Annotated in this window: 15 protein-coding genes; 11 read left to right on the forward strand and 4 right to left on the reverse strand. The window is 58.4% G+C overall.

Annotated elements, in window-relative coordinates; genetic code table 11:
• Positions 1-31: 31 nt before the first annotated feature.
• The 4 genes from rfbD to rfbB all read right to left on the reverse strand — a co-directional run bounded on the left by rfbD (position 32) and on the right by rfbB (position 3,488).
• Positions 32-931: a dTDP-4-dehydrorhamnose reductase gene (gene rfbD / locus LL964_RS03065; RefSeq protein ID WP_104585075.1), complete on the reverse strand. Its 900-nt coding sequence runs from the start codon at positions 929-931 to the stop codon at positions 32-34.
• Positions 928-1,485: a dTDP-4-dehydrorhamnose 3,5-epimerase gene (rfbC, locus tag LL964_RS03070; protein WP_104585077.1), complete on the reverse strand. Its 558-nt coding sequence runs from the start codon at positions 1,483-1,485 to the stop codon at positions 928-930. Before rfbC ends, rfbD begins: the two co-directional genes overlap by 4 nt.
• Positions 1,482-2,369, reverse strand: coding sequence for a glucose-1-phosphate thymidylyltransferase RfbA (gene rfbA / locus LL964_RS03075; protein WP_104585079.1), 888 nt, complete (start codon positions 2,367-2,369; stop codon positions 1,482-1,484). The genes rfbC and rfbA overlap by 4 nt, the downstream gene beginning before the upstream one ends.
• A 63-nt stretch (positions 2,370-2,432) precedes the next feature.
• Positions 2,433-3,488: a dTDP-glucose 4,6-dehydratase gene (rfbB, locus tag LL964_RS03080; RefSeq protein ID WP_104585081.1), complete on the reverse strand. Its 1,056-nt coding sequence runs from the start codon at positions 3,486-3,488 to the stop codon at positions 2,433-2,435.
• Between the two features lie 227 nt (positions 3,489-3,715).
• Between rfbB and LL964_RS03085 the strand changes: the two genes are divergently transcribed.
• From LL964_RS03085 to LL964_RS03135, 11 genes are all read left to right on the forward strand, one after another.
• Complete coding sequence (locus tag LL964_RS03085; protein ID WP_104585083.1) at positions 3,716-4,462, forward strand: electron transfer flavoprotein subunit beta/FixA family protein; 747 nt, start codon at positions 3,716-3,718, stop codon at positions 4,460-4,462.
• Entirely contained in the window at positions 4,462-5,406 is a 945-nt protein-coding gene (locus tag LL964_RS03090; RefSeq protein ID WP_104585085.1) for an electron transfer flavoprotein subunit alpha/FixB family protein, read from the forward strand. The genes LL964_RS03085 and LL964_RS03090 overlap by 1 nt, the downstream gene beginning before the upstream one ends.
• Before the next feature lie 15 nt (positions 5,407-5,421).
• Positions 5,422-6,408 carry a lysylphosphatidylglycerol synthase transmembrane domain-containing protein gene (locus tag LL964_RS03095; protein ID WP_104585087.1) on the forward strand — a complete coding sequence of 329 codons (987 nt, stop codon included), beginning with the start codon at positions 5,422-5,424 and terminating at the stop codon, positions 6,406-6,408.
• Positions 6,409-6,511: 103 nt separating this feature from the next.
• On the forward strand, positions 6,512-7,900 hold the full coding sequence (locus LL964_RS03100; RefSeq protein ID WP_104585089.1) for a UbiA family prenyltransferase: 1,389 nt from the start codon (positions 6,512-6,514) through the stop codon (positions 7,898-7,900).
• Positions 7,900-9,201, forward strand: a complete 1,302-nt coding sequence (locus LL964_RS03105) for an FAD-binding oxidoreductase (RefSeq protein ID WP_104585090.1) — start codon at positions 7,900-7,902, stop codon at positions 9,199-9,201. Before LL964_RS03100 ends, LL964_RS03105 begins: the two co-directional genes overlap by 1 nt.
• A 2-nt stretch (positions 9,202-9,203) precedes the next feature.
• The gene (locus LL964_RS03110) at positions 9,204-9,932 is read left to right on the forward strand and encodes an SDR family oxidoreductase (RefSeq protein WP_104585092.1); all 729 of its coding nucleotides are present in this window, start codon (positions 9,204-9,206) and stop codon (positions 9,930-9,932) included.
• A gap of 1 nt (position 9,933) precedes the next feature.
• Positions 9,934-10,878 carry an NAD-dependent epimerase/dehydratase family protein gene (locus tag LL964_RS03115; protein WP_104585093.1) on the forward strand — a complete coding sequence of 315 codons (945 nt, stop codon included), beginning with the start codon at positions 9,934-9,936 and terminating at the stop codon, positions 10,876-10,878.
• Positions 10,879-10,900: 22 nt separating this feature from the next.
• The gene (locus tag LL964_RS03120; protein WP_104585095.1) at positions 10,901-12,208 is read left to right on the forward strand and encodes an NAD(P)/FAD-dependent oxidoreductase; all 1,308 of its coding nucleotides are present in this window, start codon (positions 10,901-10,903) and stop codon (positions 12,206-12,208) included.
• A complete protein-coding gene (locus tag LL964_RS03125) occupies positions 12,205-12,615 on the forward strand; it encodes a GtrA family protein (protein WP_104585096.1) in 411 nt (136 codons plus the stop codon). Before LL964_RS03120 ends, LL964_RS03125 begins: the two co-directional genes overlap by 4 nt.
• A gap of 516 nt (positions 12,616-13,131) precedes the next feature.
• A complete protein-coding gene (locus LL964_RS03130; RefSeq protein WP_228329368.1) occupies positions 13,132-14,424 on the forward strand; it encodes a hypothetical protein in 1,293 nt (430 codons plus the stop codon).
• Between the two features lie 640 nt (positions 14,425-15,064).
• The gene (locus LL964_RS03135) at positions 15,065-17,023 is read left to right on the forward strand and encodes a hypothetical protein (RefSeq protein ID WP_146092306.1); all 1,959 of its coding nucleotides are present in this window, start codon (positions 15,065-15,067) and stop codon (positions 17,021-17,023) included.
• Positions 17,024-17,056: the final 33 nt, after the last annotated feature.

Here is a 17,056-nt window from a genome sequence, read left to right on the forward strand (position 1 = left end):
CCGCATCGGGCCATGACACCACTGAAGACGCTCAATCCTGGGCGAGCGTGTCCAGCACCTGGCTCAGTCCGTCCTGCCAGTCGGGCAGACGGACGCCGAAGGTGTCCTGCAGGCTCCGGGTATCCAGCCGCGAATAGGCCGGGCGCGTGGCCGGCGTGGGATAGTCGGCAGTGGCGATCGCTTCCACGCGCGGCGCGCGTGCGATCAGGCCGCGCGCGCGCGCTTGGGCAAAGATGGCTTCGGCGAAACCGTGCCAGCTGGTCTGCCCGGCAGCGGTCAGATGCCACACGCCGGAAGGTTCGCCCGGTTGGCGCAGCGCATGCGCGGTGATGTCGGCGATCAACGCCGCCGGGGTCGGCGTGCCGATCTGATCGGCGACCACGCGCAGCACGTCGCGCTCGGCTCCCACGCGCAGCATCGTGCGCAGGAAGTTGTGTCCGTGCGCGGCGTAGACCCAGGCAGTGCGGAAGATCAGATGCCGACCGCCGGCCGCCTGCACCGCCTGTTCGCCGGCCAGTTTGCTCTGCCCGTACACGCCGAGCGGCGCGGTGGCGTCGTCCGGCCGATAAGGACGCGTGCCCTGCCCATCGAACACATAGTCGGTCGAGTAATGGACCAGCGGCACACCGGCACGCGCGCACCATTGCGCAATGACCGCTGGCGCCTCGGCGTTGGCGCGGAATGCCGCATCGCGCTCCTGCTCGGCACGATCGACGGCGGTGTAGGCGGCTGCGTTGACGACGCGAGTTGGCGCAAGCCGATCCAGCAAGGCCCCTAGACTTTGCGGCGCGTCGAAGTCGGCGACCTCACACGCGGCACCGTCCGGCAACCGACCACTGCGCGTGCTGGCCAGGATCGGGCCATCGCCTGCCAACGCCCGCAGCAATTCCGTGCCGACCTGTCCACTGGCTCCCAGTACCAACGTCGTCATGCTGCAAATACCGGCAGACGCTCATCCGGCACATCCGCCAGGAAAGGCGCCGCGGCATCTTTGGCCGAGAGCACCGGATCGCTGATCGGCCAGTCGATCCCGATCGCCGCATCATCCCAACGCACACCCGCGTCGGCTTCCTTGACGTACACATCCGTGCACAGATAGCTGAATACCGCGCGCTCGGAGAGCACTGCAAAGCCGTGCGCGAAGCCTTCCGGAATCCAGAACTGCTTCTTGTTCTCCGCACTTAGCATCACTGCCTCCCATTGACCGAAGGTCGGCGAGCCGCGGCGAACATCCACGGCGACGTCATAGACCTCACCTTCCAGGACGCTGACCAGCTTGCCCTGCGGACGCGGCCACTGGTAATGCAGGCCACGCAGCACGCCTTTGGCTGAGGTCGACACGTTGCTCTGCACGAACCGGGTCGGCAGGTTGTGTTGACCAAAGCGATCGGCATTCCACGTCTCGAAGAAGTATCCGCGCTCGTCGCCGAACACCGCCGGCTCGATCACCACACAGCCGGCCAACTTCGTTTCAATCACTTTCATGGAACAACTCCTCTCACAGCCAATTCGTGCAGATACTTGCCGTAGTCGTTTTTGCGCAAAGGCGCTGCCAGACGTTCCAGTTGCTCGGCATCGATCCAGCCCTGTCCAAACGCGATCTCTTCCGGGCAGCACACCTGTAAACCCTGACGCATCTGAATGGTCTCGATGAAGTTGGCTGCTTCATGCAGTGACTGATGCGTACCGGTATCCAGCCATGCATAGCCGCGCCCCAGCGGCTCAAGATGCAGGTTGCCCGCATCCAGATAGCAGCGATTGAGATCGGTGATCTCCAGCTCACCGCGTGGCGATGGCTTCAGCGCAGCCGCATAATCGCTGGCCTTGCCGTCGTAGAAGTACAAACCGGTTACCGCGTAGTTGGAGCGGGGTTTTTCGGGCTTTTCGGCGATATCGATGACCTTGCCTTGCTGATCGAATTCGGCAACGCCGTAGCGCTCCGGGTCGTTGACCCAGTAACCGAAGACGGTGGCACCCTGCTCACGCGCATCCGCGCGGCGCAAGGTATCGGTCAGGCCATGCCCATGGAAGATATTGTCGCCCAACACAAGGCAGCTCGGCTTGCCGTCGACGAACTCGCGACCGATCAGATAGGCCTGCGCCAGACCGTCAGGGCTGGGCTGCACGGCATACCGGATATTGATGCCCCACTGTGAGCCATCGCCCAGCAGCGCCTGGAACAGCGCCTGCTCGTGCGGCGTGTTGATGATCAGGATGTCGCGGACGCCCGCCAGCATCAGTACGCTGAGCGGGTAGTAGATCATCGGCTTGTCGTACACCGGCAACAGCTGCTTGCTGACGCCCTTGGTGATCGGGTACAGGCGCGTGCCGGAGCCGCCGGCCAGAATGATGCCTTTACGTTGTGTCATCAGGTATGTCCTGTTGAGGCCCGCACACGCTTGCATGCGCGGGCTCTTGCCTAAGAGCTCGTGTTACGCTGCGGCGCCGATCCGTTCCAGCCGATAGCTGCCATCCAGCACGCCCTGCACCCAGGCCTGGTTGGTCAGGTACCACTCCACTGTCTGCGCGATGCCTTGCTCGAAGGTATATGCAGGTTCCCAACCCAGCTCGTTCTTCAACTTGGAGGCATCGATCGCGTAGCGACGGTCGTGTCCGGGGCGGTCGGTGACATGGGTGATCTGGCTCGCACGCGGCTTGCCGTCCTCACGCGGGCGGTGCTGATCCAGCAGCGCACAGATCGCCTGCACGACCTCGATGTTCTGGCGCTCGGAGTTGCCGCCCACGTTGTAGGTCTCGCCGACCTGGCCCTTGGCCAGCACGGTGCGGATCGCCTCGCAGTGGTCGCTGACGAACAACCAGTCGCGCACCTGCTTGCCATCGCCGTACACCGGCAACGCCTCGCCGGCCAGCGCCTTGGCGATCACCAGCGGAATGAGCTTTTCCGGGAAATGGTACGGGCCGTAGTTGTTCGAGCAGTTGGTGGTCAGTACCGGCAGCCCGTAGGTGTGGTGGAACGCGCGTACCAGGTGATCCGAGGCGGCCTTGGACGCCGAGTACGGAGAATTGGGCGCATACGGCGTGGTTTCGGTGAACTTGCCGGTCTCGCCCAGCGTGCCATAGACCTCGTCGGTGGACACGTGCAGGAACCGGAAGGCCTCGCGACGCGCATCCGGCAGCGCCTTCCAGTAGTCGCGTACGGCCTCGAGCAAGGCCAGGGTGCCGACGACATTGGTCTGGACGAACGCGCCAGGGCCTTCGATCGAGCGATCCACATGGCTTTCGGCAGCGAAGTTCAGCACTGCGTCCGGCTGGTGTTCCTGCAGCAGACGGGTCACGAGTGCGCCGTCGCCGATGTCACCCTTGACGAAGACATGGTCGGCATTGCCTTCCAGCGACGTCAGCGTGTTCAGGTTGCCCGCATAGGTGAGCGCGTCGAGATTGATCACGCGGATCCCACGCGCGACCGCCTCGAGAACAAAATTTCCGCCGATAAAACCGGCCCCGCCGGTCACTAGCCAAGTCGCCACTGTCTACCCCTCCTGGTCGCGCGCACTGCGCTGCGTTTTCAAACCACACAGGATATACGGTCTGAGCAATCCCGGGCCTACGCATTGCCCAAACAATGCTCGGAAGTGTTGCACCGCAACATCCATACGCCATCGCATGGTGCGCCCCTCCCGGTTAGAATGCCCGCACTCCCGAGCCTGCCGCCGCGGCCGGGCCTTCCCGCAATAGCTGAAGGATCTCGTACACGATGAAAATCCTCGTCGCCTACAAGCGCGTGGTGGACTACAACGTCCGCATTCAGGTCAAGCCCGATGGCTCCGGCGTGGTCACCGACGGCGTCAAGCTCTCGCCGAACCCGTTCGATGAAATCGCCCTGGAAGAGGCTCTGCGCCTGCGCGACGCTGGCATCGCCACCGAGGTGGTGGTCGCCACCCTGGCGCCCGCCGATGCGGCCGCGCACCTGCGCAACGGTCTTGCCATGGGCGCCAACCGCGGCATCCATGTGGTCACCGATGCCGCCGTTCAGCCGCTGACCGCCGCGCGCGCGTTGCTCAAGTTGGTGGAGAAGGAACAGCCGGACTTGGTCATCCTTGGCAAGCAGGCCATCGATGACGACGCCAATCAGACCGGCCAGATGCTGGCCACCCTGTGGGGTCGCCCGCAGGCGACCTTCGCCGGCAAGCTCGTCGTTGCCGATGGCAAGGCCACGGTGACCCGCGAGGTCGACGCCGGCCTGGAAACGCTGGAGGTGGACCTGCCGGCGGTGATCACCACCGATCTGCGCCTGAACGAGCCGCGCTTCATCAAGCTGCCCGACATCATGAAGGCCAAGAGCAAGCCGCTGGAAACCCTGGCGTTTGCCGATCTCGGGGTCGCGGCGCATGACAGCCTGACCACTACCCACTACGCGGCGCCGTCCAAGCGCAGCCGCGGAGTGATGGTCAAGGATGCCGCCGAACTGGTGGCCGCACTCAAGCAGAAGGGGTTGCTGTAATGACCAAGGTTCTAGTCGTCGCCGAACATCTCAACGGCCAGCTCAATGCGGCCACCGCCAAGACACTGAGCGCCGCACAGGCGATCTCGGCCGAATCCATTGATGTGGTCGTGCTGGCCGCCGACCCAGCAGGCGTTGCCGCACAGGCCGCGCAGCTGGCCGGCGTCGCGCGTGTATTGACCGTGGCCAACGCGGCCAACGAACACGCCATCGCGCAGGTGCTGGGACCGCAGATCGCCCAACTGGCGGGTCAGGGCTACACCCATGTCTTCGGCCCCTCCACCACCTTTGGCAAGGATCTGATGCCGGTCGTGGCGGCATTGCTGGGCGTCAACCAGATCTCCGATCTGATGACTGTCGAAGACGCGTATACCTTCAAGCGCCCGATCTACGCAGGCAACGCCATCATCACCGTCAAGGCCCCGGCCGAGCAGATCGTGGTCGCGACAGTGCGCAGCGCGTCCTGGCCGGAAGCGGCCAAGGGCGGCAGTGCGGCGGTCGAGCCCGTCACGGTTAATGCCACGCTGCCGACGCATAGCCGCTTCATCGGCCTGGCGGCCGGCAGCTCCGACCGCCCCGACCTGCAGAGCGCCAAGCGCGTGGTCTCCGGCGGCCGCGGCGTGGGCTCGGCTGATAATTTCAAGCACATCTATAGCCTGGCCGACAAACTCGGCGCCGCCGTTGGCGCCTCGCGTGCGGCCGTGGACGCCGGCTATGTACCGAACGAGCTGCAGGTCGGCCAGACCGGCAAGATCATCGCGCCCGAGCTGTACGTGGCGATCGGCATCAGCGGGGCGATCCAGCACCTGACCGGCATCAAGGACGCCGGCACGATCGTTGCGATCAACAAGGACCCGGAATCGCCGATCTTCGAGATTGCCGACATCGGGTTGGTGGGGGATTTGTTCACCCTGCTGCCGGAGCTGGAGGCTGCGCTGGGCTGAGGCCCTTCTGCTGCAATGGATTCACCTTTGCCTTCCAGCATCGACGGTGCCTCAAGATTGCGGCACCGTCTGGATTATCTGGCCGCCTTCGTGTTCCTGCTGTGCGCGGGGTACGTCGCCGTATTGGTTTGGGTGGACCACGGAAACGGGACCTTTTCGCGGCTGAGCGAGGTGTGGCGGTTGATGTCGCTCGCGATCGTGCCCGTCTCCATCACGTATCTGTTCCGGTACTGGCGTTGGCACTGGCTCCTCCGCCGCAAGGGGCATCACGTGCCAGTACTACCGGGCCTGGCTGGCTATCTGGCGGGCTTTGCCCTGACCGCAACGCCCGGCAAGGCCGGCGAACTGATGCGGATCCGCTATTTCGCGCGCATGGGCATCCCGGCCGAGCGCACGCTGGGCGTCTTCATCTTCGAGCGCGCGTCCGACCTGCTGGTCATCCTGTCCTTGTCGCTGCTGGCTGCGTCGGTATTCCCAACCCTGGGCACCCTGGTGACCGTGGTGCTGGGATTTATCTGTGCGCTGTTCGGCGCGGCGGCGTGGCCCGCGCTATCGAATAGCCTTGCACGCGTGCGAGAACGCCTTCCCGGCCGCTGGTTGCGACGCCTGGCCCGCCTTGGCCTCGCGGCCGCACTGGAGCTGCGTAGTTGCCTGGATCTGCGCGCGTTCGGGCAAAGCATGTTCGCCGGATTCTTCGCCTGGGGACTGACATCGGCTGTGTTCGTGAGCCTGTGCGCTGGTATGGGCTTGCAGCTGAACCCCATGGTCGCGCTCGGTATCTATCCACTCGCGATGCTGATCGGCGCATTGTCGTTCGTTCCCGGTGGGGTCGGCACCACCGAACTGGCCATTGTGTTGATGCTCAATCGGCTTGGGATCTCTACGCCGGACGCAATTGCGGTCGCCGTCGCGGCGCGCCTGGTCACGCTCTGGTACGCCATTGCCGTCGGCGCGGCGGCCATGCTGATCGCAGAATTCGCATCGAGGGAAGAAGCGGGTTGATCGACTAGGTATAATCGCGGCCCCGCAATGGATCGCCAGGCAGTCGATGTCCGTCCCTACCAGCAGCTCCACCCGTCCGGCGGTTTCAGGACGCGCCCTTTGCGTGGATCTGGATGGCACGCTTTTGAATTCCGACATCCTCTACGAGTCGGTGCTGGCCCTGATGGCGCGAAATCCGCTGTACCTGTTCTTGCTGCCCCTGTGGCTGCTGCGCGGCAAAGCGGCGCTGAAGCGGGAACTTGCCTCGCGCGTCGTCCTGCCTGCGGGGACCCTGCCCTACAACCACCAAATGCTGGAGCTGCTGCGCACCACGACACAGCGCCCGCGCGTGCTGTGCACGGCGTCCGACGCACTCCTGGTGAAGCCTATTGCAGACCATCTGGGCCTGTTTGAGCAGGTAATCGCCAGTGATGGCAAGCGAAATCTGTCCGGTCGCAACAAGGCAGATGTGCTGGTGGAAGCGTTTGGTCAGGGCAACTTCGATTACGCAGGTAACGGCAGTGTGGATTTGCACGTGTGGGAAAAGGCCGGTGGCGCCTGGGTCGTCAACAATGGCGCTGCACTCGCCAAGGCCGCTGCGCAGCGGACGACCGTGCATGCGCATTGGCCGGCTCCGCCGCGTGCCCGTGCATGGCTGAAGGCGTTACGCCTGCATCAGTGGCTGAAGAATCTGCTGGTATTCGTTCCCTTGCTGACCGCGCACCGCTTCCTGGATCTGGAATCGGTGATGCAGTCCGCGCTTGCGTTAGTGGCGTTCGGGCTATGCGCCTCCGGCGTCTATGTGCTCAACGATCTGCTGGACCTGACGCCTGATCGCCAGCACCCGCGCAAGCGAAAGCGCCCGTTTGCGGCAGGTCGCCTTCCTCTCTTGCAGGGCCTGCTGGTCGCCCCTACGCTGACCGTCGCTGGCATTCTGCTATCGCTGGCATGCAGCATCGAGTTCACCCTGGTACTTATTGCCTACTACGTCATGACATTGGCGTACTCGCTGCGCTTGAAACGCATCGTGATGATCGACGTCGTGCTGCTCGCGGCGCTTTATACCGTGCGCATCATCGGCGGCGCCATGGCGATCGGAGTCGAACTGTCGTTCTGGCTGTTGGCGTTTTCGATGTTCATGTTCCTGTCGCTGGCCCTGCTCAAGCGCTATACCGAACTGCATGCCATGTTGAGCAGCGGCAAAACCAGGGCCAGTGGTCGTGCCTATTCGGTGGAGGATCTCTCGCTGCTGCAATCCATGGGCGCGGCGGCTGGCTACATCGCGGTGATGGTGATGGCGCTGTACATCAACAGCCCCGAGAGTGTGGAGCTGTACCGCAATCCCAAGCTGCTCTGGCTGGTGTGTCCGGTGCTGCTGTATTGGGTGAGCCGGGTCTGGATCATCGCCCATCGCGGAGAGATGCATGATGACCCGATCGTATTCGCTGCCACCGATCGCGTCAGCCAGATCGTTGTGGTGCTGTGCGGGTTGTTCGCCCTGAGTGCCATCTGATGACGGCGGGGCAGTCCTGGGGGCGCTATCCCAGAGCACACCAGACACTGCTACCGATCCACGATCGTGCGGCGCGTCTGCCGGCCTTCGATGGCTTTGCCCTGCCCCGTGGCAATGGACGCAGTTATGGCGACAGCTGCCTGAACCCGGATGGCGCACTGCTGTGCGCACGCGGACTCGATCGTTTCATCTCATTTGATCCGGGCAATGGCGTCCTGCGCTGCGAGGCGGGAGTCACCCTTGCCGAAATCATCGAGCTGGTATTGCCGCAAGGCTGGTTCCTGCCTGTGACACCCGGCACTCGCTACGTCACCGTCGCCGGCGCGATCGCCAACGACGTGCATGGCAAGAACCACCATCGCACCGGCAATTTTGGCCACCATGTGCGCGCATTCGAGTTGCTGCGCAGCGACGGCGAGCGGCGGCTGTGCACCCCGGATGACGCCGATCTCTGGTTTGCGGCCACAGTGGGAGGCCTAGGCCTGACCGGCCTGATCACCTGGGCCGAAATTCAGTTACGCCGTGTCGGCAGTCCCACGCTGGAAGCAGAAAATATCCGCTTCGGCTCGCTCGACGAATTTTTCGCCTTATCGGCCGCATCTGCCGACAGCCACGAGTACAGCGTGGCCTGGATCGATTGCCTGGCAAGCGGCAAGGCACGCGGACGCGGGCACTTCACCCGCGCCGATCACTGCACCGGGCTTGCCCAGGAGCGACCGAAATCGCCAGGCGCAGGCCTGTCCATGCCGGTCACGCCACCGATTTCGTTGGTGAACAAATTATCCCTGCGGCCTTTCAATGCGCTTTACTACTGGCGCCAGCCGGCACCGCACAAACGCTTCGTCAGCCATCTGTTGCCGTTCTTTTACCCGCTGGACGGCATCCGCGACTGGAACCGGATGTACGGCCCATCCGGTTTTCTGCAGTATCAATGCGTATTGCCGCCCGCAACCGCACGGGACGGGGTCGACGCGCTGCTTGCCGAGATCGCGCGCAGCGGCAGCGGCTCGTTCCTGGCAGTGCTGAAAGAGTTCGGCAACATACCTTCCATCGGCATGCTGTCTTTCCCGAGGCCCGGGACGACGTTGGCATTGGACTTTCCCAACACCGGTCCTGACGTACTCCGCCTGCTCGAGCGACTGGACCGCATCGTCGACGAGACAGGCGGCGCTCTGTACCCTGCCAAGGATGCACGTATGGCTGCACAGTCGTTTCAGCGTGCCTACGGCCGCTGGCGCGAGTTCGGCAACTATCTCGACCCACGTTTTTCTTCCAGCTTCTGGCGCCGGGTCACGGAGTAGACATGCAACGCGTCCTCATCATCGGTGCCACCTCGGCCATCGCCGAAGCAACCGCCCGACGCTACGCCGCACGCGGGGCGGCCATCCATCTGCTCGGCCGACAGGCAACGCGCCTGGAGACGATTGCGACTGACCTCACGATCCGCGGCGCCCGAAGCAGCTTTGGCGTGCTGGATGTCAACGACAATGCACGTCATGGCGACATTCTGGATGCTGCCTGGGCTGCATTGGGCGGCGTCGATATCGTGTTGATAGCGCATGGCACGCTGCCGGAACAGGCTGCGTGTAACGCATCGGTCGAACTGTCGCTTCGTGAGTTTGCAACCAACGGCACTTCCACCATTGCCCTGTGCGCGGCGATTGTGCCGCGACTGACGTCGGGCGCCACGCTTGCAGTCATTTCTTCGGTGGCGGGAGACCGCGGCCGAGCCAGCAACTACCTCTACGGCAGCGCCAAGGCGGCTGTGACTGCGTACCTGAGCGGTCTGGGCCAGCGCCTGCGCCCGGAAGGCATCAACGTGCTCACGATCAAGCCGGGCTTCGTCGACACCCCCATGACCGCGGCTTTCAAAAAAGGCGCACTGTGGGCAAAGCCGGACCAGATCGCCAAGGGAATCCTCGGTGCAGTGGACAAGCGTCGCGCTGTGGCCTATCTGCCAGCATTTTGGTGGGCCATCATGCTGGTGATCAAAAACATACCCGAATTCGTTTTCCGCAGGATCAAGCTCTGACATGACCGACAAACACGCCAAGATCGTCATCACCGGTGCCGCAGGGCTGGTCGGCCAAAATCTGATCGTCGAGCTCGAACAACAGGGCTACACCCAGCTGGTGGCAATCGACAAGCATGCGCACAACCTTCAGATCCTGCGCGAGTTACATCCTGCCGTGCGCGTCGTGCATGCGGACCTGGCCGAACCGGGCGAATGGGCCCGCGAGTTCGAAGGTGCGGCCTGCGTTGCCCAATTGCATGCACAGATCACCGGAAAGACCACCGAGCTTTTCACCCGCAACAACCTGGTTGCCACCTCGCACGTACTCGACGCCTGCAAAGCGGCCGAGGTGCCTTTTGTAGTGCATATCAGTTCGTCGGTGGTGAATTCGGTCGCTGTGGATGATTACACCAACACCAAGCGCTCCCAGGAACAGATGGTGGTGAGCAGCGGCTTGCGTCACTGCGTGCTGCGGCCAACGCTGATGTTTGGCTGGTTCGATCCAAAGCATCTAGGCTGGCTGTCGCGCTTCATGGCCAAGACGCCCGTCTTTCCGATCCCGGGCGATGGCAAGTTCATGCGTCAACCGCTGTACGAACGCGACTTCTGCCGTTGCATTGCCAAATGCATCGAGCGCGAACCCAACGGCGAGGTCTACGACATCGTCGGTGATACCCGAGTCGATTATGTCGACATCATCAAGACCATCAAGCGAGTCAAACGCCTGCATACGCTGATCGTGCATATTCCTATAGGTTTCTTTGCCTTCCTGCTGCGCGTGTATTCGATCTTTAGCAAGAAACCCCCATTCACGGCCGACCAGCTCAAGGCGCTTAGCGCCGGCGATGACTTCAAAGGCGTCAATACCGAGAAATTCTTCGGCGTGCGCCAGACGCCATTCGAAGATGCGATCCGCGAAAGTTATACCGACCCGCGCTATAGCCACATCGTACTTAAGCGCTGAACTGTCACCAAGAGATAAACACATGAGCTCATTCGCGATCGTCGGCAGCGGCCCCATGGGCCTAATGGCTGCCATGGAACTACTGAAGAAAGGTCATCAGGTCGATGTATACGAACGCGATGACCGGATCGGTGGCATGTCCGCCGATTTCGATTTCGACGGCCTGCGCATCGAGCGCTATTACCACTTCATCTGCAAGACCGATTTCCCGCTGTTCAAGCTGCTTGAGGACCTAAAGCTGTCCGACCGCCTGCATTGGACCGACACCAAGATGGGTTACTACTACCAGGGCAAGCTGCACAAATGGGGAACGCCGTTCGCCCTGCTCGGTTTCCCGCATCTGGGACTGGTCGACAAGATCCGCTACGCGCTGCATGTCATGCACACTAAGGGTATCAGCGACTGGACCGCGCTGGATAAGGAGAACGCACGCGACTGGATTACCCGCTGGATCGGCCCCAAAGCCTACAAGGTGATGTGGGAAAAGGCGTTCGCGCTGAAGTTCTTCGAGTATCAGAACGCGCTCTCCGCCTCGTGGATCGGCACCCGAATCAAGCGCGTGGCGTTGTCGCGGCGTAATCTTCTCAACGAAAGCATGGGCTATCTGGAAGGTGGCTCGGCCGTTCTGCTGCAACGCATGGCAGCAGAAGTTGCACGTCTCGGCGGTCGCATCCTGCTGTCGCGGCCGATCGAGGAGGTCGCCTCGGCCGACGTCCAGGTCACCGGCATCCGCACCCGCGACGGCCACCATCCCTACGACGGCGTCGTGTCGACCGCGCCGATCCAGTACGTGCCAGGCATGGTGCCCGGCCTGCCCAAGACATTTGCCGACCAGGTCGGTGCGATCGAGAATATTCCGGTCGCCTGCGTGATCCTGAAGCTATCTAGGCCGGTCAGCGAAAACTTCTGGATGAACATCAGCGACGACCGGATCGCCATTCCCGGCCTGATCGAGTACAGCAACCTCAACCCCGGCAACGGCCCCGGTGAGCACATCGTGTACGCGCCCTACTACATGCCCAAGACCCATCCGAAGTGGCAGTGGAGTAACGAGCAGTTGATCGACGAGGTCATTAGCTACCTGCCGATGATCAACCCGGACTTCAAGCCGGAGTGGATCCGCGCCACTCATTGCCATCGTTACGAGTACGCGCAGACCATCTGCCCGCCCGGATTCCAAGGCATGCTACCGCCCATGAAGACACCGCTGCGTGGATTCTTCATGGCAGACACCGCCTACTATTATCCGGAAGACCGTTCTATCAATGAAAGCATCGCCGTTGGCGCGAAGCTCGCTCACGTCGCGGCAGAAGGGATGACGTCAAGGTGATCTCTCGACAGTTCTTACTGTTTCTAATCGCAGGGAGCATAGCCGCAGCTGTAAATTTTGGCTCTCGCCTTGTCTTTAGTGGGTGGATGCGCTACGTCCCAGCAATTATTTTGGCTTACTGTCTAGGCATGATTACGGCCTTCATACTCAACAAGGTCTTGGTTTTCCAAAAAGCACAGAACGATCTCAGCCATCAGATGACTTGGTTTCTCATCGTCAACTTGGCCGCAGTATTGCAAACAATTATGATCAGCTTGGCACTCTCCCGTTGGTTACTACCTGCCCTGCAGATCAACTTCTATAACGAAACAGTAGCACACGCCTTTGGCGTTGCTGTGCCTGTGATTACTAGTTATTTTGGGCATAAGTACTTTTCATTTTCGTCAAACCACCGCGGTGAAAATTAAATAGATAGTAGATCGACGAGCGAACTAATCAGCTGAACGACGCCGACCACCATCAAGAACCATAAGTCGAAAACAATGAATCAGTCACGTCCACTCCACTTAAACCGTCGCCCCATGGATAGCCCGATTCGGATCGCAACTTATCTTCTTACGCTATCATTGGGTTTAGTGCTGCTTTACTGTGCAAGTTTAGCCGCCCCATACCCGTATACAGACGACTGGATGTATGCAAGTGCGCCCTCCATTAAATATGTGAATGACTTCATACATTGGATCTTCAGCCAGCATGTAGATCATCGGATACCCTTTCAAAAAGCAAGTCAACTCCTTTTACTTCGCTTATCCGGCTTCGATTTCCGCTGGCTGATTGCACTTAACATCGCTCTAGCACTAGGCACATGCACGGTTTTCGTCGAACTTTGCCGAGTATGTCGCGGACACCGGTCATGGATGGATTTATGCGTCCCACTCATAGTACTTAATCCGGCGCTGCCACCTTATCTGTGGGGCTTCCAGATGCAGTTTGTGATTCCGACCCTTGCGATCGGAGTTTCTATGCTGCTTATGGTTACCCGTACGCATCAGAAGGATTTTAGTCACGTCGCATTTGCAAATCTTGCCGCCGTGGTTGCAGCTTTTAGCGGAATGAACGGCGTCATTGCCGCAAGTATTTCAGTGATAGCCATCGCCTTGATGGTCTGGCGTGATCGGAACGCGATACCACTTAAAAAATCGGTCGTTGCCGCTGTCTTGGGGAGCTTGGTGCTTATTATTGCACTTTGGCTTACCTGGACACCTTCTACACGCACCAACAGCTCCCTGGTATCCGTCAGCTCGCTGCTGACTGCCATGCAAGCCCTTACCTCTGCAGGACTAGCTAGCTGGCTATATGCCTCCCCAAGTTGGAAGATGGCCTTCAATGCATGCATCCTGTTACTCGGAACAGCGGCTATAGTCTGGCAGTTCTACCTTTCACCCAAGAACTGGCTTCCGCTGTGCGTGGTTGCTGCTCAATCTTTTTCCTTGCTTCTGGCAGCGGCGCTTGGCAGATCGGGCCCTGAAGGATGGACCTGGATGCATGCGCTGCACTATGGATTCATAGCAGCGGGGCTGTCAGTTTCCGCGCTCGCTGCGATCAGCGCTAGTGGAGGGTTACGTGCCCTAGCCTTGCCTATCATCATCTTTGTCGGCTATGCGAACTACGTCAACGGTGCATGGCGGGTCAGGACCATGCATGAAACACACGAACACATTAAGTCCACCTTTGAAGCACTGAATACCGAATATGATGTCCAGCGCTTAACACGCGAATACACACTTGATTTCTGGTGGATAAAGAACGACCCTAAAGGAATATCGACAGTTTCAGATGGTATTCGCTCAATCCGCAAACTGGGATACTGGCTACCCAAGCCGCTTGATCGGGTAAAAACCCTCATCGAGCCAAATGATCCGATGATCATTAATCAGTACTGTAACGTTGAGACGCTTCAGGTTGAACGGTTAGGGGAATTAAAGGTCCTTCGCGTATCTGGCTGGCTATTGCGCGAAGACCGTCAAGCCCTCTCGAAGGCTCCTGTTTGGCTGACATTGAGAGATAAGGCTAGCAATCAGAGGTGGAAATTGCCACTTGATCTGAGCGAAGTGAGGAGCGATCTCGCACCTGGTCAGATTTCTGCTGGTTTCCAATCTGTAGCTGATATTACTGATCTGCCGGACAGCCCTCTTCCAATTACGTTGGATTATTACAACAATGGACATCGCGTCATCTGCGATAATGGCCGCGCCACAGAAAGCATCTCGAGATAATTTGCAGACCATGGCTACACCACTCTTCTCGATCAGCCATATCACGCCGCAATGTTACTCTAAAGCATTTGATAGGTTTATGTTATCCAGACACACATAGATGGCGCGCTGAGAAATCACCCGCGAAATTCCACAGTATTCAGCGCATCAACACACTTTGAAGTTTTCGGCTATCAATCCAGCTTAAAAGATAGCCAATCCCAACCTTTTCTCCTGCACCGACTCCCGACGCGATGCCTTGGCCCCATTCGCTTTAAAGGTGTGTCAGATGGCATAGTCTTGTTCGAGCTTCAACATTTCGCGGTTATTTGAGATATTAAATAAAAACTTTCGCCTAATGAAATATCTATTATAGAAAAACAGCAATAATTATTCATATTCAACATTCTTAATATGAGTAATAAGACGGCCTTTAACCACGCACGCCCAACCGATTCCGGCGTCAATTGACGAAGACACAGAAAAACACTTAGGGAGCCAATGATGCTAAGGTGGCAAATACAGTTTTTCGCTCAAGACCCACTGGCGTCAAATATCGAGCATTTGGCAATTACCAGCACTGTATTTTTTGCTCGCCAAATCCAGATCTCTAGTCATCTTAGCAAAGCTTGGATGCAGACGAATCTCCAAGGAGTCCGCAGTGCAGGCCAAATCCCTAAAAACCATAAAAGTCACACGCTCCACAACATATTTTTGTCTTTTCTTGATTATCTTAATTTTTTCAGCGCGTCTGTTCACTTTAATGAGCGGAGGCAGCTCCATTCCATTCTGGGACCAATGGGGGGGCGAAAATTCAATATTCACTGCATTTGAAAATGGCACCTTGTCCCTGAAGGAAATGCTCGCCGCACATAACGAGCATCGAATCTTTTGGACACGACTACTCACACTGGCTCTATACGAAATAAATGGCCAGCAATGGGATAATCAAGTCGAATCCTTTGCCTCCAATCTAATCTACTGCCTAGCACTTGCCATACCTGTGGCGGTGGCATCAACCAACTGCGGCAGCCATCAAAAAATTTCCGTGGCGGCATCAATCATACTGATGGGAACACTCCCTTTTGGCTGGGAGAATACATTAGTTGGCTTCCAAAGCCAGTTTTACATAAATTCGCTATTAGCGTTCACCGCCATTGCGGTCGTATCATTTGGCGGAATCGGATATCGGACAGTAGTGCTTCTTAGCTTACTTATTCTGGGATCTTTTGTATCCATGGCAAATGGCGTACTTACGGCGTTCGCTTGTGCTGGATTATTGATTTGCCGCGGAGTTGTTCAACCTAGCTTATTTCGTCGCGGACTGGCTTTAGCCGTATTTGCAACATTTCTTGGAATTGCAGGCTTCATCGCCACTCCTTCACCTTCCCACCATACGGCGTTGAAAGCTCAGGACTTCTTCGAATTCATTCATGCGCTATGGATAACGAGCAGCTGGCCTCTCCCCCCTGGACTTGGTCAGCTGGTATTACTGATACCAGCAGCATTTTGGATGACAATAATCGGGCGCGATCGTCAGAGTTCCGCAGATTATTTTTTCCTTGGCCTCAATGCTCTTGGCATGTTGAATGCAGTAGCAATTGCATACTCACGCGGACATGACTTAATCGAAGTTACATCCCGTTACACCGATACAGTACTACCTTCGAGTATCGCTACGATTTACTTCGCATCTCGGCTTGTTTGTTCTGGAGTACGCGGAGCTACCACTCGTTTTATAGCTTATGGTAGTTACCTGACGATTTTTCTCGCCATCATTGGGCAATCTTATCTTCAATGGTCAAAGCTGGAGGAACGAGCATATATGCTTCGGATGTCGACAGTAAACACTGCAAAATTCCTCAATGGAGACGAGGAAGCATTTCGAAACAAACCAAATGGTCACGTCCCTTATCCCGACCCAGCACAACTTGGCAAAAGCCTTCGTAGCAGTGAACAAAGTGCTTCATTACCAACTGCTGTTCTTGGTGCGCGCGCTCTCTCAGGTCGATACCCCTACAAGACGGGACGTTGCCAGGTTATCACGCGACAGAAAGACCATTTCTCGACCATTTCGGTTAATTGCAGCGGACGTAGCTCAGTTAGCCCTGAAGATATTTCAATCGCAACTGGACGGCTATCTAGTTTCTTAATGCTGCTTCGCCAAGAAGCAGACCTAACGGTCTTTCCTCGAGGTAAGCCTACATCTGCGCCCAAGCTCACCGGGAATAGCTGCGCGATCGATGCAGTCAACGAACAACCCTCAAATCAACTTCCGATAGCCTCGTCATCCGACATACCAATCCGACTTTCGGGCTGGACTACGCCGGCGCACTTCAATTTTTCGAAGATCAGCTGGCCCTCGCTGAAAATAATCTTATCTAATAACGCCCAATCCTATCTATTTGATGCTGGACATCTACGAACTCGTCGGACTGATGTTGCCAACTTCCTCAAAAACAAACGTTACGTTTTCAGCGGCTTTGACGCGTACATCGATACCAGAGACGTGAATTTTGGCAAATATCGAGTGATACTGAACAACGGATCCTCCTCCTTTTGTGATACGGGTCATGACGTAATCATTAGTGCGCCTACAATTCCATTTGTACGCTTCTGATAAAAATGACTCGCTCTTCAAATAAGAGCGAGT

This window comes from Xanthomonas melonis (genome assembly GCF_020783655.1).
GTDB classification, from domain to species: Bacteria; Pseudomonadota; Gammaproteobacteria; order Xanthomonadales; family Xanthomonadaceae; genus Xanthomonas; species Xanthomonas melonis.